This is a genomic window from Streptosporangium sp. NPDC049046, assembly GCF_040649155.1.
Classification (GTDB): Bacteria; Actinomycetota; Actinomycetes; order Streptosporangiales; family Streptosporangiaceae; genus Streptosporangium.
Genome location: NZ_JBEZEZ010000017.1, coordinates 50,598 through 69,666, shown reverse-complemented (window position 1 = coordinate 69,666; position 19,069 = coordinate 50,598). Strand labels below are relative to the sequence as shown.

The following is a 19,069-nucleotide window of genomic DNA, read 5'->3' as shown; positions in this document are numbered from 1 at the left end:
AGTGAAAAAGGTCATGGCGCGAGCCGCCGACGGTGGACCGAGGATGGTCCTGCAGAGGGCCCGCAGTGGACCGGCAGTGGGCCGATGCCGGGCCGGCCTGGCTATCCGGCCGTCTCGACCGGGGGCGTGACGTCGGCGCCGGGGGAGTCCGCGCCCTTCTCGGTCGCGCCCGCCTTGGAGGTGACCGCGTGGCCGCCGAACTGGTTGCGCAGGGCCGCGACGACCTTCATCGCCGGCGAGTCGTCCTGGCGGGAGGCGAACCTGGCGTACAGGGCGGCGGTGATGACCGGCAGCGGGACCGCCAGCTCCACGGCGGCCTGCACCGCCCAGCGGCCCTCGCCCGAGTCCTGCGCGTAGCCCTCCAGCTCGGCCAGGGTCGGGTCCTCCTCCAGCGCGCGGACCATCAGGTCCAGCAGCCAGGAGCGGATGACGGTGCCCTGCCGCCAGCTCTTGAACGAGCCGGCCGCGTCGGTCACGATGTCGGAGGCCTGAAGCAGCTCCCAGCCCTCGGCGAACGCCTGCATCATGCCGTACTCGATGCCGTTGTGGACCATCTTGGCGAAGTGGCCGGCGCCGACCGTGCCCGCGTGGACGAAACCGTCGTCGCCCTCCGGCTTGAGGGTCTCGAAGATCGGCATGACCCGCTCCACCTCGGCCTTGTCGCCGCCGACCATGAGCGCGTAGCCGTTCTGCAATCCCCAGACGCCGCCGCTCACGCCGCAGTCGACGAAACCGATGCCCTTGGCCGAGAGCTCGGCGCCGTGCTTCTGGTCGTCGACGTAGTGCGAGTTGCCGCCGTCGACGAGGATGTCGCCGGGTGACAACAGGTCGCCGAGTGCCCTGACCGTCGCCCTGGTCGGCTCACCGGAGGGCACCATGACCCACACGGTGCGCGGCGCCTGGAGCCGCTCCACGAGCTCCTCCAGGTCGGCGACGTCGCTGACCTCGGGATCACGGTCGTATCCGACGACGTCGTGACCTCCTCGGCGCAGGCGCTCAGCCATGTTGCCGCCCATCTTGCCCAGCCCGACCATGCCGATCTGCATACGAGCACCCCCTTCAGGGTTTCGTGTTCACCTACGCCAAGCGCGCCCGCGCAAGTCTTACCAGCTCGGCGTTCCCGCCGACAGGGCCACCCACAGGGCTGTGGAGAACGTCCTCCAGGCCGATACGCGTGGCGAGTCCAGCCTGCCCCGCCTCGTCCAGGAGAATCCAGGTCGGGTCCCCCTCCCCGTGGAGCAGCCTCGGGCCTGGGACGCCGAGTTCGGCGAGACGAACCAGGATGGCACGCGCCCGTGGGACGGCGGTGTCCGCGGAACCGCCGATGATCTCGACGAGCACCCGCGCGCACTCCAGGCCGGTCGCGGCGAGGGCGTCGGCGTCCTCCACCGACCAGACCCCCGCCTCCACGTCGACGCCGAGCCGCCGCAGGTCGTGCCACAGGGCCTCGAATCCGGGCTCGGAGAGGTTCGCCGACGCGAAGTCCGGCAGCTCGCCCGGGGCGAGCCCGGCCCAGCCGCGCACGGCCTCGCGCCGCGCGTCCACATCCCAGCCGGTTATCCACAGCCCTGTGCTCACCCCGACGGGGAGACCGGGGCACGCCTCGCGTACGGCGCGCACGGCCGCCCCGATGTGCGCGGCGCTGAGCGACTCGCTGCCCGCCTCGTCGCGCGGATGTATGTGAACGGCGTCCGCACCCGCCCCACGAGCCTCACGGGCCGCCTCAGCGAGCTCCAGAGGGCTCAGGGGAAGGGCCGGGTGCTCGCCGGGCCTCCTGGCGCCGTTCAGGCACGCCTTGAGCCACGTCGCTCCCCCTCCGGCCCCGCCGGACGGTCCCGGGTCCCCACCCGTCACCGTGTCCACCGTTGTGTCCACCCCGGGGTCGCGTTCCCCGCCGGTCTCCGGTGCCGCCGCGAGATCCTTTTCCCGGTCCGTCCCATGGCCTGTGGAGGAGGGATCCGCCGTGCCCGGCCTTCGCGGGCCCCCGTCGGGTGGGCGGGCATCAGCTGGACAGGCGGATGGGCATGATCAGGTAGCGGTAGTCGGGAACACTCCCGTCGTCCGTGGGTTTGCCCCCGGTGAGGATGGCGGGCTTGGTGGACGTGGTCATCTGCAGGCGGGCCACGTCGGAGTCGATCGCGCCGAGCCCTTCGAGCAGGAACTGGTGGTTGAAGGCGATGTTGATGTCGTCGCCCTCGAAGTCGACGGGGAGCACCTCGACCGCCTGTGCCTCGTCGCCGCTGCCCGCCTCCAGGACGACCTCGTCGCCGCGGAAGGCCAGCCGTACGGGCGTGTTGCGCTCGGCGACCAGGGCCACGCGCTTGACGGCCTCGACGAAGGCGGCCGTCGGCAGCTCGGCGCGGGCGGAGAACTCCGTCGGCAGCAGCGAGCGGTACTTGGGGAACTCGGGGTCGAGCAGCCGGGTGGTGGTGCGGCGTCCCGCGCTGGAGAAGCCGATCATGCCCTCGCCGGTGCCGCCGGCCGAGCTCAGCGCGATCTCGACCTCGGCCCCGGTGCCGCCCAGGGCCTTGGCCGTGTCGGCGAGGGTCCTGCCGGGGATCATCGCGATGGCCGAGAAGTCGGGCTGGCCCGGCTGCCACTTCAGCTCGCGTACGGCGAGGCGGTAGCGGTCGGTCGCCGCGAGGGTGACCGTGTCACCCTCGATCTCCACGCGTACGCCGGTGAGCATCGGCAGGGTGTCGTCCTTGCCCGCGGCCACGGCGACCTGGCCGACGGCCGAGGCGAACACGTCGCTGCCGATCCGTCCCGCGGCGGGGGGCATGGTGGGCAGGGAGGGGTAGTCCTCCACAGGCATGGTGAGCAGGGTGAAGCGGGCGCTGCCACAGGTGACGACGGCCTTCGCGCCCTCCACCACGAGATCCACAGGCTGTGCGGGAAGCGCCCTGGTGATCTCGGCCAGGAGCCTGCCCGAGACGAGCACCACGCCCGCCTCGCCCGTCTGCAGTTCGAGGGTCACCTCCGCGGAGACCTCGTAGTCGAAGCCCGAGAGCTTGAGCTGCCCGTCCTCCGTGACCTCAAGACGCATGCCGGCCAGCACCGGCACGGAGGGACGCGCGGGCAGGCTGCGCGCCGTCCATGCGACCGCCTCAGCGAGCACGTCTCGGTCGACCCGGAACATCACGTGGATCCGCCTCCTGTGTGTCGAGCGCCATCCGCTCGGTGCCTGGGGTTGAAGTGTTCACTCTCGCGCACCCGCGCTCCCTCGGAACCCCTCTTATGGCTCTTGGGTTTCCTAGTTAGAGATACAAGTGGCCTTCGTATTAGGGGCTGTGGATACTGTGGAAAGCCGTTGTTTCCGCAGGTCAAGTGCTGTTTTTTCATCCACCGGGGTTGTGGGTGGCCGCTGTGGACAACTCTTGGGGCTGGGGAGAACTCCGGAGTACACACAGGCCGTCCCCAGATTCGGTGCCCTCTGTCCCCAAGTTTTCCACGAGGTTTCCCCAGGTTATCCACGGGGTAGGAGGTCGTTTTGTCCTTGTGGAAAACTCTCCCCACAGGGCGTCCCCAGGTTATCCACGAGTTGTCCCCAGGTTGTCCCCAGGTTGTCCCCAGAGTTGTCCACAGACGCCGAACAGCGTTCGGACCAGCGGGTTTCCGGATGATCATGGTTCGGCGCCTCCGAGCTCCCGGGGCCCGCGCGAACCGTTGATCCACAAGGTTTTCCACAGCCTGTGCATCACGGGGTGAAAAACCTCATCATCCATTGCGGGACTGCTGCTTGATCCGGGTCGTCAGCTCGTTGACCTGGTTGTAGATCGAGCGTCGCTCGGCCATCAGGGAGCGGATCTTCCGGTCGGCGTGCATGACCGTGGTGTGGTCGCGGCCGCCGAACTGCTGGCCGATCTTCGGCAGCGACATGTCGGTGAGCTCCCTGCACAGATACATGGCGATCTGGCGGGCGGTGACCAGGACCCGCGAGCGCGACCCGCCGCACAGGTCGTCGATCGACAGGCCGAAGTAGGCGGCGGTGGAGGCCATGATCGTGGCGACCGTTATCTCGGAGCCCGCGTCCTCGGTGATCAGGTCCTTGAGCACGACCTCGGTGAGCTGCAGGTCCACCGACTGCCGGTTCAGGCTCGCGAACGCGGTCACCCTGATCAGGGCGCCCTCCAGCTCGCGGATGTTGGTGGAGATGCGGCTCGCGATGTACTCCAGCACCTCGGGCGGCGCGGCCAGCCCTTCCTGGATCGCCTTCTTGCGCAGGATCGCGATCCGGGTCTCCAACTCGGGCGGCTGGACGTCGGTGATCAGACCCCACTCGAACCGGTTGCGCAGCCGATCTTCCAGCGTGACCAGCTGTTTCGGCGCCCGGTCGCTGGAGATGACGATCTGCTTGTTGGAGTTGTGCAGGGTGTTGAAGGTGTGGAAGAACTCCTCCTGCGTCTGCTCCTTGCCCTCCAGGAACTGGATGTCGTCCACCAGCAGGATGTCCACCGCCCGGTAGCGGCCACGGAAGTTGTCGGCCTTGTGGTCGCGGATGGAGTTGATGAAGTCGTTGGTGAACTCCTCCGAGCTCACGTATCTCACCCGCGCGCCGTCGTACAGGCTCTGGGCGTAGTGGCCGATCGCGTGCAGCAGGTGGGTCTTGCCCAGGCCCGAGTCACCGTAGATGAACAGCGGGTTGTACGCCTTGGCCGGCGCCTCGGCCACCGCGACCGCCGCCGCGTGCGCGAACCGGTTGCTGGAGCCGATCACGAAGGTCTCGAAGGTGTACTTCGGGTTCAGCCGGGCCGGCTCGCCCTGCGTCCTGCTCCCGCGCCCGTCCCATCTGTTCTGAACCCCTCCGGCGCCGCCCGCGCCGGGCACGGGTGGCGCGCCGCGGTCGAAGGAGTCGGGCTCGGGCCGGGGCGGGGACGGCTGGGGGTTGTAACCACGGCCGTATCCGGGGCTCTGCTCCCCCTGCGAGGAGCTCTGCGAGGGCTCCGCGGGGAGGTACGGCTGGGGCGGCTCCTCGCCCTGCTGGTACGGATAGGAGAACGCCTGTGCCTGTGGATAGTCGGTGGACGACTGCGAGGCCTGGTTGCCCCCCGGATAGGGGTGCTGCGGCCCGGAACCCCCGTGGTGCTGGCCCTGAGAGGGTTGTGCATAACCTTGCTGGGCCCCGCCGAGCTGTGTATAACCCTGCGGCTGGGCCTGGGGATAAGTGTCCTGGCGGGGGGTGAGCCCTGACTCGGGGCCCGCCGCGCTGGGGTCGACCATGACCGCCACCCGCATCGGGCGGCCGAACTCCTGGGAGAGCGCCTGGCTGATGAGCGGACGAAGTTTGTTTTCCAGGACATCTCTGGCGAAATCCGTGGGGGCGGCGAGGACCACGGTGTCGTTCATGAGGCCGAAGGGCCGGGTCATGTTGAGCCAGACCCGCTGCTGGGACGGGACGTTCTCGTTCAGGGAGTTCTCAAGAGCCCTCGCCCAGACAGCGCTGAGGTCCGTTTCGTCCATGGTCCGGCTCCCCTCCTCCCGACGCGGCCCCCGCTGGCCTACCGCGATCTGTTTATCCACAACGGTGGCCGCCGGGCGCACCGGATCTCGTCGTTGTCCACATGCCGGGAGTCCCGTGGCCCCTTCGTGGGCGCCATACGAAATCCACATCGAATCCACAGGCTGTGCACAGCCCGTTACCTGCGGTCCGACGCGTCCTCGCAGCGGAGAGAGGGTCTGGAAGGGCCGACAGTAGCCCTGTCCACAGCTGTGTACAAGACGTTGTCCACAGCCTAGTGGCGTACGAGGGGGACGGAGCGCACATCCTGTGGACGGCGAGGCGCCGGTGGATAACGTGCCTGTGGAAACGTGGATAACCTGTGTGGGCGTGCTTGGGAAACAGCCTCTGGTTTGACCTGGGACACGCCTGACCCGTAACGTACGACGGTCGGCTTGTCACGCGGCGGCTATTTCGCATGCCCCGCATCCGGCAGGTCAGCCATTGTCGAGCGTCCCCATGTGCTGGGGATGCGTCTTGAGCCTGGAGCCCACTCGTGAGCAAGCGTACTTTCCAGCCGAACAACCGCCGTCGTGCGAAGACCCACGGCTTCCGGCTCCGCATGCGCACCCGCGCCGGCCGCGCCATCCTTGCCGCTCGCCGTCGCAAGGGCCGCGCCGAGATCTCCGCCTGACGCATCCGTTGCGCCCGTTCGCCGGGCCGAGGCAGTAGCGCCTGTCGCCCACCGGCATCGCTGCCGGTGGGCGACAGGCGTACCTGCCCAGGGTGAACAAGATCTCTCGTGCTGCCGTCAGGGTCCCGCATGCGCCGGGGCGACGAGTTCGCCGGCGCGATCAGAAGGGGAAGCCGAGTAGGCCGCCCCACCCTGGTCGCGCACCTCGGCATGCGCTCTGACAGGGATGCTCCCCCCCTGGTGGGATTCGTGGTGAGCCGTGCCGTGGGAGGCGCGGTCATCAGGAATCGCGTCAAACGTCAGTTGAGACACCTCATGCGAGACCGTCTCGACCGGCTTCCGAGAGGTAGCCTGCTGGTGGTACGCGCCAATCCACCGGCCGCGTCCGCGCGAAGCGAGCGCATCGCCGCCGAACTCGATGTCGCGCTGGATCGTTTACTCAGGCGGCTGGAGCCCTCAGGGGCTCGCATGGATGGGCGATGATGACGGCGCAGCAGACCGCTGGAATTTCTCCGGCTGCCAGGATCCTGATGGCTCCGATCCGGTTCTACCGGGCCTTCGTGAGCCCTCTGCTGGGTCCCCGTTGCCGCTTCCACCCCTCGTGCAGTGCCTACGGCCTCGAAGCCGTGGCCGTTCACGGCGCGCTGCGCGGCACATGGTTGACGATCCGGAGAATCGGGCGTTGCCACCCATTCCATCCCGGAGGCTTTGACCCGGTGCCCCCGCGCCCGGGCCGGTCCGACGAAACGCAAGGGAGCTAGCTCGGTGGAGCTGTCCTGGCTGAACTGGCTGTACACAGCCGTCGCCCAAGTAATCACCTGGATTCACGAGGGCTACAGCACCTTCATTCCGAGGAACAGCGGGCTCAACTGGGCGCTGACCATCATCACGCTCACCGTGCTGATGCGACTGTTGATCTTCCCGCTCTTCCTCAAGCAGATGCGCTCCTCGAAGAAGATGCAGGAGCTGGCCCCCAAGGTCCAGGAGATCCGCAAGCGGTACAAGAACGACAAGCAGCGCATGAACCAGGAGGTCATGGCGCTGTACCAGGGGCAGGGCGCCAACCCGCTGGGTGGCTGTCTGCCGATCCTGGCGCAGTTCCCGATCTTCATCTCGATGTTCACCGTGCTGCAGGCCATGGCCGGCGGGCACGCCAAGTTCGGCATGACGCAGACCCTCGTCGACAGCGCCCGGGCCGCGCACATCTTCGGCGCCCCCATCCCCGCGACGTTCTTCACGAGCTCTGCCGACATCGTCCAGCTGGACGCCGACCCGATCATCACCAAGGTCGTGCTCGCGATCTTCGTGGCGGTCAGCTCGCTGACGACCTTCCTCACCGTCCGGCAGAGCGTGACCCGCTCGATCGCCCAGATGCCGGACAACCCGATGGCGCAGCAGCAGAAGATCCTGATGTACGTCTCGCCGCTGTTCGCGATCTTCTCGCTGAACTTCCCCCTCGGCCTGATCCTCTACTGGGTCACCACCAACGTCTGGACCCTCGGCCAGCAGCACTGGTTCTACAGCCGCAACCCCTCCCCGGTGGTCGACGCCAAGGGCAACGTCACCACTCCCGAGCCCAAGCCGAGCCTGCTGAGCAAGGTCAAGAAGACCGCTCCCGAGCCCGAGGCACCTGCGGTACCGGAGACCAAGATGATCCGGCAGCAGCCCACCCGCCAGCCCCGCAGTAAGCGGACCGGCAGCAAGAAGTCCTGACGTCTCATCCCGACAGCACGAAGGAGTGGCCGGACGTGACCGAGGCCGAGGCCGAGAAGGAGCCCGCGAAGGCGGTTCCCGATCTCGCCGCCCTGGAGCAGGAAGGCGAGATCGCGGCGGACTATGTCGAGGGTCTGCTCGACATCGCCGACATCGACGGTGACATCGACATGGATGTCGAAGGCGATCGCGCCGTGGTGTCGGTCGTCGATATCAAGGGCGGCGACCTGGTCGGCCCCAACGGTGAGGTGCTGGAGGCCATCCAGGAGCTGACCCGCCTCGCGGTCCACCGCCAGACGGGTGAGCGCTCACGCCTGATGCTCGACATCGGCGGCTACCGCGACCGCCGCAGGAGCGAGCTGAGCGAGCTCGGCACCAAGATCGCAGCGGACGTCAAGCGGAACGGCGAGCCCAAGTCGCTGCAGCCGATGACCCCGTTCGAGCGGAAGATCGTGCATGACGCCGTCGCCGCGGCGGGCCTGCGCAGCGAGTCCGAGGGCGAGGAGCCCCGTCGTTTCGTGGTGGTCCTTCCCGCCTAGCACCCCTTGGCGCGAAGCTACGCGCTGACAAAAGGCCGCCGCCCCCGTTTTTTCTGGGGGCGGCGGCCTTTCTCGTGACTCCACACCCTGTGCCAGGAGGGCGACGTCACCCGTTTTCGTGACGCCGCATTCCGATCCATGGCGGCGATGTCGCTCGTTCTGGTGACGTCACACCTGACCTACGGCGGCGATGTCACTCGTTTTCGTGACGCCGCATCCCGATTCACCGCGGTGCCGTCATCCGCTCTCGTGACGTCACATTCCGATCCACGGCGGCGATGTCACTCGTTCTCGTAACCCCACGTCTCGATCCATCGCGGTGCCGACGCCCGTTCTGGTGACGTCACGTCCCAACCCACGGTGGCGACGTCACCCGATGCCGAGGCGGGCCATTAGCCTTGAGACCGGCCTGAGCCCGATTTTTCCGAGGGAAGAGTGAGCGTCGAGTGAGTGACCAGATCCCCGAACCGCCCGAGGTCGCGCGCGAGGTGTTCATCGGCGACGCCTGGGCGAGAGCGGAGGCCTTCGCGGAGCTGTTGGCCGGTCCCGGGGTGGTGCGCGGGCTGCTCGGCCCACGGGAGGTACCGCGCATCTGGGACCGCCACCTGCTCAACTGTGCGGTGATCGCCGAGGTCGTGCCCGCCGACGTACGCCTGGTCGACATCGGTTCCGGTGCCGGTCTGCCGGGTCTGGTCCTCGCGATCGTGCGGCCCGACATCACCGTCACCCTCCTGGAGCCGCTCCTTCGCCGGACGGTCTTCCTGGAGGAGTGCGTGGAGTCGCTGAAACTCGGCAACGTCGAGGTGTTGCGCGGCCGGGCCGAGGAGTTCGCGGGCAGGCGGGAGTTCGACGTCGCCTCCGCCCGCGCGGTGGCGCCGCTCGACCGCCTGCTGAAATGGTCACTGCCCCTCCTGCGCGAGGGCGGTGAGCTACTGGCCATGAAGGGCGAGCGTGCCGCTGAGGAGTTGGCGGACGCAGAGGCGCAATTACGGTCGAGTGGGGTGCAAACCGCCGAGCTCGCATCGGTTGGGCGCGGTAAGGTCGAGCCGCCCGCAACTCTCATCCGAGTGGTCGCCGGTCGAGCTCCCGAGGGAGCGCGGAAGACCTCTCGCCGGAAGGATCGTGCCTCGCGCGGCAGGTAGCGCGAGGCCCCCAGATAGACCGAGCAAAGCGAGTACGAGGCCAGTGGAAGACCATTCGAGTGCGATCGCCAGCGCGAGGAGCGGTCTCGGCTGGCCCGAGGTTCCTGCCGTTTTGCCCCATGGACGGCTTTCCGGTCTGGGCTGGCCGGCACCGGCTCCCGGTGCCGTAGTCAGGCCGGTTGAAAGGAAGACGACCGTGACCCAGACCCCCCTTAATCCCGGCGACTCGCCGCTGGTACGAGAGGCACTCAGCTCAGTGGTTTCACGTGAAACATCGGCCCAGAAGACCGCCACCGCTCCCGGAGGCTCCACCGGGGGCCGGGATGGGGACTGGCCGCGTCCTGCCAAAACCCGGATTTTCACCGTCGCGAACCAGAAGGGCGGCGTCGGCAAGACCACCACGTCGGTCAATCTGGCGGCGGCGCTGTCCATGCACGGCCAGCGGGTGCTCGTGGTCGACCTCGACCCCCAGGGCAACGCCTCGACGGCCCTCGCGGTCGAGCACCGTGGCGACGTACCGGACATGTACAAGGTGCTCGTGGAGGATCTGCCGCTCGCGGAGGTCGTGAAGGCGGTTCCGGACATGCCGGGCCTCTACTGTGCTCCCGCCACCATCGACCTCGCCGGAGCCGAGATCGAGCTGGTCTCCATGGTCGCCCGTGAGGCCCGCCTGCAGCGCGCGCTGACCGCGTACGACGCCGTCGAGTTCGACTACATCCTCATTGACTGCCCTCCCTCGCTCGGCCTGCTCACGGTCAACGCGCTGATGGCCGCGAACGAACTGCTGATCCCCATCCAGTGCGAGTACTACGCGCTGGAAGGCCTTGGCCAGTTGCTGAGAAACGTGGATCTGGTCCGCGCGCACCTGAACCCCACACTCGACCTCTCCACCATCCTCATGACGATGTACGACGGACGCACCCGCCTCGCCTCCCAGGTCGCCGAGGAGGTTCGCTCCCACTTCGGCGCGACGGTGTTGAGTACCCTCATCCCCCGAAGCGTGCGCGTCTCCGAGGCGCCGAGTTACGGTCAGTCGGTCATGACGTACGACCCGGGCTCCAGCGGTGCGATGGCCTACATGGACGCCGCCCGCGAGATCGCTTATCGCGGTGCGGCCGTATGAGCGCCGGGAATCTCGTGGCCGCGGTCACGGGCCTGTCAGTGAGTGCGACACCTTGAGTCTCGGGAGGGGCAAGTGAGCAAGCAGCCGAGAGGGCTGGGCAGAGGGCTGGGGGCGCTCATCCCGACGGGCCCGGCCGTCGTCGCGGAGCCACCCGCGTCGATGACCGCGACCATGGTCGCCCCGGAGCCGGTGACACCGGAGCGGCCGGGGCCCGCCCCGGTCGAGGGCGCCTACTTCCTTGAGATCCCCGTCGACGACATCGCGCCCAACCCACGTCAGCCGCGAGACATCTTCGACGAGGACGCCCTGAAGGATCTGGCGACTTCGATCGGCGAGGTCGGCCTGCTCCAGCCGATCGTGGTGCGCGCCACGGGCGAGGGACACTACGAGCTGATCATGGGTGAGCGCCGCTGGCGCGCTTCCAAGCTCGCCGGGCTCTCCGAGATCCCTGCGATCGTGCGGGAGACCCAGGAGGACAAGCTCCTGCTCGACGCGCTCATCGAGAACCTCCAGCGCGAGCAGCTCAACGCCCTGGAGGAGGCGGCGGCCTACCAGCAACTGCTCGACGACTTCGGCGCCACCCACGAGCAGCTCGCCGCCCGCATCGGCCGTTCCCGCTCGCACGTGACCAACACGGTGCGCCTGCTGAAGCTCCCGCCCGGGGTGCAGCGCAAGGTGGCGGCCGGAACGATCAGCGCGGGCCACGCCCGAGCCCTGCTCCGCCTGGACGACCCCGCCGCCCAGGAACATCTCGCCAACCGGATCTCGGCCGAACTGCTGTCGGTCCGCGCGGTCGAGGAGATCGTCGCCGTGGGCGATGCCAAGGCGGCCCCGGCACCCGCTCCGCGAGCTCCTCGGGCGAAGCCCGACGAGGAGCCGGCCCTCCGGCATCTGGCCGACCGTCTCTCCGACCGCTTCGAGACCCGCGTGAAGGTCGATTTCGGCCGCCGCAAGGGACGCATCGTGGTGGAGTTCGCGACCATCGACGATCTGGAGCGCATCATCGGCACGATGGCTCCGGGGTCGCTGCAGGCGATGGAAGGGTGATCTCGCCGATCCCGGAGACCTGGGAAAGCGAACCGATGGCAGTGGCTCCGGGACGGTGAGCCGGAGAGGGCGAACCGGTTGCGGTGAGTCCGGGAAGGTACGCCCACCGCGAAGGTGGGGAAGCGGTCCTGCGGTGCACCCGGCGAGTCGGTGAATCCACCCCGACACCATTCCGGAGTCTGGATGCCCTCGACAGCCTCGACTTTCTCGGGGTGCTTCCCCGGGAGGTGAGAGCGGCCTGCGAAGGCCGACTCGCCGCGACAGCTCGACCGGAGCGGCACCGGCCACCTCTGTGAGGAGACGGCATCGTTTCACGTGAAACACATAGGGGCGACCATGCGGACCGAGCTCGGAGACGGGACGACGGGCCTCGCCGAGAAGGGCGGGAGTGGCGACGAGGAGCGAGAGCCGGACTCTCGTCCTCCGGAGGCCGGGCTTGTCGCCGAGAGCCGGACTCTCGTCGTCAATGGCAGGGCTTACCCGTGGCGTGTGGACGGCCCGCCAGGACGCGCATCGCGCACGAGACCAGGTTCGAGACGCCCTTACCCGTGGCGTGTGGACGACGGCCCACCAGGACGGCGACCGGTGTTTCACGTGAAACAGCCGCCCCTTCCGGGAGAAGGCTGTTTCACGTGAAACAAACGCCCCTCAGAAGCCAACGGCTTCTTGGACGGCGAGACGGATGTCGGCGACGAAGGTGTCGACGTGCTCGGGAGCGGTGTCGAAGGCCGTGACCCAGCGGACCACGTTCTCCGCCGCGTCCCAGACATGGAAGAGATAGCGCTGCTGCAGTTCCGCGATGGCCTTCTCGGGGAGTACGGGGAAGACGGCGTTGGACTGTACGGGGTAGCGGAGCGAGACCTCCGGAAGGCCGGCGATGCCGTTGGCGAGGCGGTGGGCCATCGCGTTGGCGTGGGCGGCGTTCTCGCGCCAGAGCTCCCCGGTGAGGAGGGTGGTCAGCTGGGCGGAGACGAAGCGCATCTTGGAAGCGAGCTGCATCCCCTGTTTGCGGAGGAACAGTGCGGCGGGGTCCAGCTCCGGGCGGAGGACCACGAGTGCCTCGGCCCCCATCGCACCGTTCTTGGTACCCCCGAAGCTGAGCAGGTCCACGCCCGCGTCCGTGGTGAGGGAACGGAGCGAGCAGCCGAGCTCGGCCGCCGCGTTGGCGAGCCGGGCGCCGTCCATGTGCAGGAAGAGGTCGTGCTCGTGGACGAACTCCGCGAGCTCCGCGATCTCGTCGACGGTGTAACAGGTGCCGCACTCGGTCACCTGGGAGATGGAGACGACCCTGGGCTGGGAGTGGTGCTCGTTCCCGAGCACGGACAGTTGGCCACGGATGTCGTTCACGGAGAGCTTGCCGTCGTCCGTGGGGAGGGTGACCAGCTTGGCACCCAGCATGCGTTCGGCGGCGCCGCACTCGTTGGTGTTGATGTGGGCGGTGGTGGGGCAGAGCACCGCGTCGTACGCCCGGAGTACGAGTCCGAGCCCTACGACGTTGGCGCCGGTGCCGTTGAACATGGGATATGCGGTCGCGCGGGCGCCGAACTCGGCGCGGAAGGCGTCCTCCATAGCGGTGGTCCAGACGTCCCCCCCATAGGGGAGGGCGTCTCCGGTGTTCGCTTTGAGGATGGCGGTGAGAACCGCAGGGTGCACGCCCGCGTGGTTGTCGCTCGCGAAGCTCTTGGGGAATCTCTTGGGGAATGGGGTGGAGGTCAGCACACGGTCAGCGTATGGGCAAACCCGGTCCGTTACCGGGCTCGCCCCGCTCGTCGGCTCGACTTTCGTCTGGGAAATCCTGATTTCACCGTGTGGCCCTCACCTGTGCAAGACCTTCGCGGGAGGGAACTCCGCGAGCGACGGCGGCTGTTCCAGGAGGGTGCCGAGGTCTTCCCCCGACATTGGGAGGAGCGACGTCTCGGTCATCCCCATCGCCGTCGAGGCGGAGAGGACCTTCCCCGGCTGCCTTCCGCGAAGGAGCCCGTGAAGGTCAGGATCCGCGGATGACGGCCTGTTCCAGGAGGGTCCGGCAGAGGGTGCCGAGATCTTCCCCCGCGGCCTCGGCGGCCATGGGGAGGAGCGACGTCTCAGTCATCCCCGGGGCGACGTTCACCTCAAGGAAGTAGGGCAGGCCGTTCGCGTCGACGATCAGGTCGGTGCGTGAGATGTCCCGGAGACCGAGGGCGGTGTGCGCGGTTACGGCCATCTCGGCACATGCGGCCGATACCTCGGGCGTGAGGCGTGCCGGGGCGAAGAACTCGGTGTGCCCGGCGGTGTAGCGGGCCGCGTAGTCGTACACGCCCTCGTCGGCGACGATCTCCACGGGGGGCAGTGCCACGGGCCCGTCCCCGAGGTCGACCACGGAGACGGCGACCTCGACCCCCTCGATGCAGCGCTCGATCAGCGCGGTGTCGCCGTAGGCGAAGCAGCCGACCATGGCGGCGGGGAAATCCTCCGCGCTGCGGACGATCGACGCGCCGAGCGCCGAACCGCCGCGGGACGGCTTGACGAACAGGGGAAGGCCGAGATGGTCCACGATGCGGGCCAGCACCGCGGAGGCGCCGAGGTCGTGGAAGGTCTCCTTGGGCAGCGTCACCGAGTCGGGGGTGCGCAGTCCGACGGAGCGGACGACGGTCTTGGCGGTGGGCTTGTCGTAGGCGACCCGGCAGGCGTCGGGGCCGGCGCCGACGTACGGGACGGAGAGGAGTTCGAGGACCGAGCGGATGGCTCCGTCCTCGCCCGCTCCGCCGTGCAGGGTGACGAAGACCGCGTCCGGCGGGTCCGCGAGCACGGCGGGAACCAGGGACGCGTCGGTGTCGCGGGTCTCCACGGAGACGCCCGCTCCCCGCAGCACCTCGCTCACCCGTCGGCCCGATCGCAGCGAGACCTCCCGCTCGTAGGAGAGCCCGCCCGCCAGGACGAGCACATGGCCCAGGTCACTCATCCGACATACCTCTCGTCATGGCCCGCTCCGAGCCTGTCCTGTCGCTCTCGTCCCGCGTGCGCGGTCGTCCCGACGGATCGGGATCGATCACCGCGCACCGGCGCAGGAAGTCACCGTACGGCACCGAGGGGGAGGAACTCATGCCGGAGGTGCCCCGTGGCACGGGGCACCTTACGGGGGCGAGGTTACGCGAGGTCGGGTCCCGGGGTGTCGATGCCGACGCGTTCGGTGGGCGAGCCGGTCCCGAAGGTGTCGCGGAGACGGAGCTCCTGCCCGATCACCCCTGCCAGGCGGCGGACGCCCTCGCGGATGCGGTCGGGTTCGGGATAGCAGTAGGAGAGCCGCATGTGCCGCGCGCCGCCGCCGTCGGCGAAGAAACCGGTGCCCGGCACGAAGGCCACCCGCTCCGCGACCGCGCGGGGCAGGAGCGCCTTGGAGTCGAGTCCCTGGGGAAGGGTGGCCCAAACAAAGAACCCGCCGTCGGGGCGGGTCCAGGTGACGCCGTCGGGCATCAGAGCCTCCAGCGAGGAGAGCATGGTGTCGCGGCGCTCGCGGTAGAGCTCCCCGAACGTCTTGATCTGCTCGCGCCAGGGCTGGGTGGCCAGATACTGGCCGACGGCGAGCTGGGTGAAGGAGGAGTGTGACAGGACCGCGGACTCCATCGCCAGCACCAGCTTCTCGCGGATGGCGTGCGGGGCGAGGGCCCAGCCGACCCGGAAACCGGGGGCGAGGGTCTTGGAGAACGAGCCGAGGTAGACGACGCCCTCGGGGTTGTCGGCGCGTAGCGTCCGGACGGGGTCGCCGTCGAAGCGGAGCAGGCCGTACGGGTTGTCCTCGACGATCAGCACGTCGGCCCGTTGGCAGATCTCCAGGACCCGCTGCCTGCGCTCGGCGCTGAGCGTCACGCCCGCCGGGTTCTGGAAGGTGGGGATCGTGTAGAGGAACTTGATCCGATTGCCCGCGCTCTTCAGGGCGTAGACGGTCTGGGCGAGCGACTCGGGGATGATCCCCTCGTTGTCCATCGCGATGTGGATGACATTGGCCTGGTAGGCGGAGAACGTGCCCAGGGCTCCGACGTAGGAGGGTCCCTCGGCGAGCACGACGTCACCCGGGTCGATGAAGATCCGGGTGATGAGGTCGAGGGCCTGCTGGGAACCGACGGTCACGACGACGTCGTTGGAGTTGGCCTCGATCCCCTCCAGCCGCATGACGTCACAGATCTGCTCGCGCAGGTGCGGGTCGCCCTGCCCCGAGCCGTACTGGAGCGCGACGGGGCCGCGCTTGGCGATCAGGTCGGCGACCAGCTCCCCCACCACGTCCAGCGGGAGGGCGGTGACGTACGGCATGCCGCCGGCGAGCGAGACCACCTCGGGCCTCGACGCGACGGAGAAGAGAGCTCGTACCTCGGAGGCGACCATCCCGGTTGCCCGTGCCGCGTAACGGTCGACGTAGGCGTCGATGCGCGAACCTTGGGCCGGGGTGACGGCCTGACCGTGATCATGGTTCTGGGGCACGGTCCACCTCCTAGGTTGTGTGGAGCACACAAAGCGCTCATACCAGAGAAACCAGCGTACGTCAGGGGTCGCAGTTCGTCTGCGTGTAGGGAGAGGACCTCCTGAAAGCAGGACCCGCACTGGGCTACGATGCCAGCTGGAGACGCCGTTTTCGCGCGTTTTTCGCCATGGCTTGCACTCGTCTCGCCAGGATTGGGGCCAACAGGTGTCGCGTCGGCTGGCAAACGTCACCCTCGACAATCTCGACGACCTGCCGCGCCGCTGTCGCCGGTGCGTCTTCTGGGAGCTCGATCCCGTGAACGCGGACCGGGCGATGAAGGCCGGCGACCCGGGACTGGAGAAAGAGGCCTGGATCTCCTCGACCCTGCTGGAGTGGGGAAGCTGCGGAAAGATCGTCTACGTGGACGGGGTGGCCGCCGGATTCGTCCTCTACGCGCCGCCGCACTACGTGCCGCGCTCGGTGGCCTTCCCGACCTCGCCGGTGAGCGCGGACGCGGTGTTGCTGATGACCGCGCACATCATCCCGGAGTTCTCCGGGGGCGGCCTGGGCCGGATGCTGGTCCAGGGCGTGGCCAAGGATCTGACCCGGCGCGGGGTGCGTGCGATCGAGGCGTTCGGCGATCTGAAGTGGGAGCAGCCGGGCGCGTGCCTGATGCCCGCCGACTACCTGCTCTCCGTGGGGTTCAAGACGGTGCGCCCGCATCTGCGCTTCCCCCGCCTCCGCCTGGAGCTCAAGAACGCCGTCTCGTGGCGTGAGGACGTCGAGGTGGCACTGGAGAGGCTCCTCGGGTCGATGAGTCCCGAGAGGGCGCTACGGCCCGTCTGAGACCTTCTGGAGCCCGTACGGCACGCTCTGGGGCCGAACGCACCCTTCCGAGGCCCTCCGGAGCCGCACCGGCCCTTCCCGCGGGGGCCGGGCTTCCGAGGTCGAACGCGTCGGTCGAACCCCTCTTCTCCCCGGCCGAACCCGTCCCCGGATCCGTCGGCCCGTCCCGGCGCGGTGGGAAGGCCCCGCGCATGTGCCCGCTCATGTGAAGGCCCCCCGTGGTGAGACGGGGGGCCTTCAGTGGGTGGGTGTGCCGCTCGGAAGCGGGTGATACGGCCGGACGCCGTGGGGGACGGCCGACCGCAGGGGGCCTAGATGATGCCCTCAAGCTCGCGAAGCAGCATGGCCTTCGGCTTGGCGCCGATGATCTGCTTCACAACCTCTCCGTTCTTATAGACGTTCAGGGTAGGAATCTGGAGTACGCCGTAGTTTGTCGCCGTTGCCGGATTTTCGTCGACGTTCAGCTTGACGACGGTCAGCTTCTCGGCGTTCTCGCCGGCGATCTCCTCCAGAATGGGCGCGACCTGGCGGCACGGGCCGCACCACTCGGCCCAGAAGTCGACGATCACGGGCTTGTCGCTCTTGAGAACGTCGGCCTCGAAGCTGGCGTCGGTCACGTGCTTGATGGTGCCCAAGGTTCCTGCTCTCCCTCTTGCTCTTGCCTGAGGACTGCTGCTGTTGACTTTCCCCCTCGTGAACGAGGGGGGTTCCCACGGTCGCCCGCGAGGGTGTTCCCGCTTCGTCGCCGGTCACCCGCCGAGGAGAACCCTCCCCGGGGTCTCGCACCGGCCCGACACGCGTTTCACCTCTCCGCCGACCTGGCGGCGAGGACGATACCGATGGGATCACCGGCATGGCGACCGGCGCACGCCCGACGCGCCGTTCGACGGTGCGCGACGTGTGCCCGGCGGGCGAGAGCCCTGCCGACCCGTGACGATGCTCACGGCGCCTGAGGCCCGCCCTGACGGAAGAGAGCGACGGGCGGTGCGGGCACCGCCCGTCGCTCTCTTCCGCCCGGGGGTTACGCGTTCTCGTGCTCGGTCAGCCAGCGCTCGGAGTCGAGCGAGGCGGCGGCGCCGGTGCCGGCGGCGGTGATCGCCTGCCGGTAGATGTGGTCGACCACGTCGCCCGCGGCGAACACACCGTCCAGGTTGGTGCGGGTCGAGGGCGAGTCGACCTTGATGTAACCCTCGTCGTCCAGGTCCACCTGGCCCTTGACCAGCTCGACGCGCGGGTCGTGCCCGATCGCGACGAACAGGCCGGTGGCGGCGATCTCCGCCTCCGCGCCGGTCTTGAGGTTGCGCACCCGCACCCCACTCACCTTGGACTCGCCCAGCACGTCGACGACCTCGCTGTCCCACAGGAAGTGGATCTTCTCGTTCGCGAACGCCCGGTCCTGCATGATCTTGCTGGCGCGGAGCTCGTCGCGACGGTGCACCACCGTCACCGAAGCGGCGAACCGGGTCAGGAAGATCGCCTCCTCCATCGCGGTGTCGCCGCCGCCGACGACCACGATGTCCTGGCCGCGGAAGAAGAACCCGTCACAGGTGGCACACCACGACACGCCGTGGCCGGAGAGGCGCTTCTCGTTGGGCACGCCCAGCTCGCGGTAACCCGAGCCCGTCGTGAGGATGACGGACTTGGCGTAGTAGGTGTCGGTGGCGGTCTTGACGACCTTCGGGGTGACGGTCAGGTCGACCTCGATCACGTCGTCGGCGACCAGCTCGGCGCCGAACCGCTCGGCCTGCTTGCGCATCCCGTCCATCAGGTCCGGGCCCATGATGCCACCGGGGAAGCCGGGGAAGTTCTCCACCTCGGTGGTGTTCATCAGGGCGCCACCGGCGGTGACCGAGCCCTCGAAGACCAGCGGGTTGAGGTCGGCACGCGCGGAGTACACGGCGGCCGTGTAACCGGCGGGACCCGATCCGATGATGATCACATTCCGGACGTCCATCAGTGCTCGCGCCTCTCCTCTGTCGTTGCCACCGGCGTCAACAGATCCTAGGCGCCGCTGATTCCCACCGGGCGCGGTGACGGATCCGCCGATGGAACGGGAAAGCCCGGCACGGACGAATCCATGCCGGGCGCAGCCG

Annotated in this window: 18 protein-coding genes; 9 read left to right on the top strand and 9 right to left on the bottom strand. The window is 68.5% G+C overall.

Features of this window, described 5'->3' with window-relative positions; genetic code table 11:
* Positions 1-101: 101 nt before the first annotated feature.
* The 4 genes from gnd to dnaA all read right to left on the bottom strand — a co-directional run bounded on the left by gnd (position 102) and on the right by dnaA (position 5,460).
* Positions 102-1,046: a phosphogluconate dehydrogenase (NAD(+)-dependent, decarboxylating) gene (gene gnd, locus AB0B96_RS24005; RefSeq protein WP_362901946.1), complete on the bottom strand. Its 945-nt coding sequence runs from the start codon at positions 1,044-1,046 to the stop codon at positions 102-104.
* A gap of 31 nt (positions 1,047-1,077) precedes the next feature.
* Entirely contained in the window at positions 1,078-1,863 is a 786-nt protein-coding gene (locus AB0B96_RS24000) for a 3-keto-5-aminohexanoate cleavage protein (protein ID WP_362901944.1), read from the bottom strand.
* A 139-nt stretch (positions 1,864-2,002) separates the two neighbouring features.
* The gene (gene dnaN, locus AB0B96_RS23995) at positions 2,003-3,142 is read right to left on the bottom strand and encodes a DNA polymerase III subunit beta (protein WP_362901942.1); all 1,140 of its coding nucleotides are present in this window, start codon (positions 3,140-3,142) and stop codon (positions 2,003-2,005) included.
* 575 nt (positions 3,143-3,717) lie between these two features.
* On the bottom strand, positions 3,718-5,460 hold the full coding sequence (gene dnaA, locus AB0B96_RS23990; protein ID WP_350941867.1) for a chromosomal replication initiator protein DnaA: 1,743 nt from the start codon (positions 5,458-5,460) through the stop codon (positions 3,718-3,720).
* A gap of 533 nt (positions 5,461-5,993) precedes the next feature.
* Here dnaA and rpmH point away from each other — a divergent pair.
* From rpmH to AB0B96_RS23950, 8 genes are all read left to right on the top strand, one after another.
* Positions 5,994-6,131: a 50S ribosomal protein L34 gene (gene rpmH, locus AB0B96_RS23985; protein ID WP_329088117.1), complete on the top strand. Its 138-nt coding sequence runs from the start codon at positions 5,994-5,996 to the stop codon at positions 6,129-6,131.
* Positions 6,132-6,239: 108 nt separating this feature from the next.
* Entirely contained in the window at positions 6,240-6,614 is a 375-nt protein-coding gene (gene rnpA, locus AB0B96_RS23980; RefSeq protein WP_350941866.1) for a ribonuclease P protein component, read from the top strand.
* The gene (gene yidD, locus AB0B96_RS23975; protein ID WP_326646938.1) at positions 6,614-6,892 is read left to right on the top strand and encodes a membrane protein insertion efficiency factor YidD; all 279 of its coding nucleotides are present in this window, start codon (positions 6,614-6,616) and stop codon (positions 6,890-6,892) included. The genes rnpA and yidD overlap by 1 nt, the downstream gene beginning before the upstream one ends.
* A 4-nt stretch (positions 6,893-6,896) precedes the next feature.
* Positions 6,897-7,844 carry a membrane protein insertase YidC gene (gene yidC / locus AB0B96_RS23970; protein ID WP_362901939.1) on the top strand — a complete coding sequence of 316 codons (948 nt, stop codon included), beginning with the start codon at positions 6,897-6,899 and terminating at the stop codon, positions 7,842-7,844.
* Positions 7,845-7,879: 35 nt separating this feature from the next.
* On the top strand, positions 7,880-8,383 hold the full coding sequence (locus AB0B96_RS23965; RefSeq protein WP_350941863.1) for a R3H domain-containing nucleic acid-binding protein: 504 nt from the start codon (positions 7,880-7,882) through the stop codon (positions 8,381-8,383).
* 446 nt (positions 8,384-8,829) lie between these two features.
* Positions 8,830-9,525, top strand: coding sequence for a 16S rRNA (guanine(527)-N(7))-methyltransferase RsmG (gene rsmG, locus AB0B96_RS23960; RefSeq protein WP_362513169.1), 696 nt, complete (start codon positions 8,830-8,832; stop codon positions 9,523-9,525).
* 196 nt (positions 9,526-9,721) lie between these two features.
* The gene (locus AB0B96_RS23955; RefSeq protein WP_362901937.1) at positions 9,722-10,648 is read left to right on the top strand and encodes a ParA family protein; all 927 of its coding nucleotides are present in this window, start codon (positions 9,722-9,724) and stop codon (positions 10,646-10,648) included.
* Between the two features lie 72 nt (positions 10,649-10,720).
* Positions 10,721-11,695, top strand: a complete 975-nt coding sequence (locus tag AB0B96_RS23950) for a ParB/RepB/Spo0J family partition protein (RefSeq protein WP_350941857.1) — start codon at positions 10,721-10,723, stop codon at positions 11,693-11,695.
* A 648-nt stretch (positions 11,696-12,343) separates the two neighbouring features.
* Here the strand turns inward: AB0B96_RS23950 and AB0B96_RS23945 are convergent.
* The 3 genes from AB0B96_RS23945 to AB0B96_RS23935 form a co-directional block, all read right to left on the bottom strand.
* The gene (locus AB0B96_RS23945; protein ID WP_362901935.1) at positions 12,344-13,414 is read right to left on the bottom strand and encodes a beta-eliminating lyase-related protein; all 1,071 of its coding nucleotides are present in this window, start codon (positions 13,412-13,414) and stop codon (positions 12,344-12,346) included.
* 268 nt (positions 13,415-13,682) lie between these two features.
* The gene (locus AB0B96_RS23940; protein ID WP_362901933.1) at positions 13,683-14,636 is read right to left on the bottom strand and encodes a D-alanine--D-alanine ligase; all 954 of its coding nucleotides are present in this window, start codon (positions 14,634-14,636) and stop codon (positions 13,683-13,685) included.
* A 185-nt stretch (positions 14,637-14,821) separates the two neighbouring features.
* A complete protein-coding gene (locus AB0B96_RS23935) occupies positions 14,822-16,054 on the bottom strand; it encodes a PLP-dependent aminotransferase family protein (protein ID WP_350943528.1) in 1,233 nt (410 codons plus the stop codon).
* Between the two features lie 301 nt (positions 16,055-16,355).
* On the opposite strand from AB0B96_RS23935, the gene AB0B96_RS23930 reads away from it, so the two are divergent.
* Entirely contained in the window at positions 16,356-16,976 is a 621-nt protein-coding gene (locus AB0B96_RS23930) for a hypothetical protein (RefSeq protein ID WP_030919650.1), read from the top strand.
* 311 nt (positions 16,977-17,287) lie between these two features.
* On the opposite strand, the gene trxA is transcribed toward AB0B96_RS23930, so the two are convergent.
* Together trxA and trxB are read right to left on the bottom strand one after the other, a co-directional pair.
* Positions 17,288-17,611 carry a thioredoxin gene (gene trxA, locus AB0B96_RS23925; RefSeq protein ID WP_329088095.1) on the bottom strand — a complete coding sequence of 108 codons (324 nt, stop codon included), beginning with the start codon at positions 17,609-17,611 and terminating at the stop codon, positions 17,288-17,290.
* Positions 17,612-17,997: 386 nt separating this feature from the next.
* On the bottom strand, positions 17,998-18,933 hold the full coding sequence (gene trxB, locus AB0B96_RS23920) for a thioredoxin-disulfide reductase (protein ID WP_362902161.1): 936 nt from the start codon (positions 18,931-18,933) through the stop codon (positions 17,998-18,000).
* Between the last annotated feature and the right edge of the window lie 136 nt (positions 18,934-19,069).

Bases quoted from the DNA above. Each gene is read 5' to 3' on its own strand.
- dnaA (WP_350941867.1), bottom strand. From the start codon at position 5,460: ATGGACGAAACGGACCTCAGCGCTGTCTGGGCGAGGGCTCTTGAGAAC.
- yidD (WP_326646938.1), top strand. From the start codon at position 6,614: ATGACGGCGCAGCAGACCGCTGGAATTTCTCCGGCTGCCAGGATCCTG.
- AB0B96_RS23935 (WP_350943528.1), bottom strand. From the start codon at position 16,054: ATGGTCGCCTCCGAGGTACGAGCTCTCTTCTCCGTCGCGTCGAGGCCC.
- AB0B96_RS23940 (WP_362901933.1), bottom strand. From the start codon at position 14,636: ATGAGTGACCTGGGCCATGTGCTCGTCCTGGCGGGCGGGCTCTCCTAC.
- gnd (WP_362901946.1), bottom strand. From the start codon at position 1,046: ATGCAGATCGGCATGGTCGGGCTGGGCAAGATGGGCGGCAACATGGCT.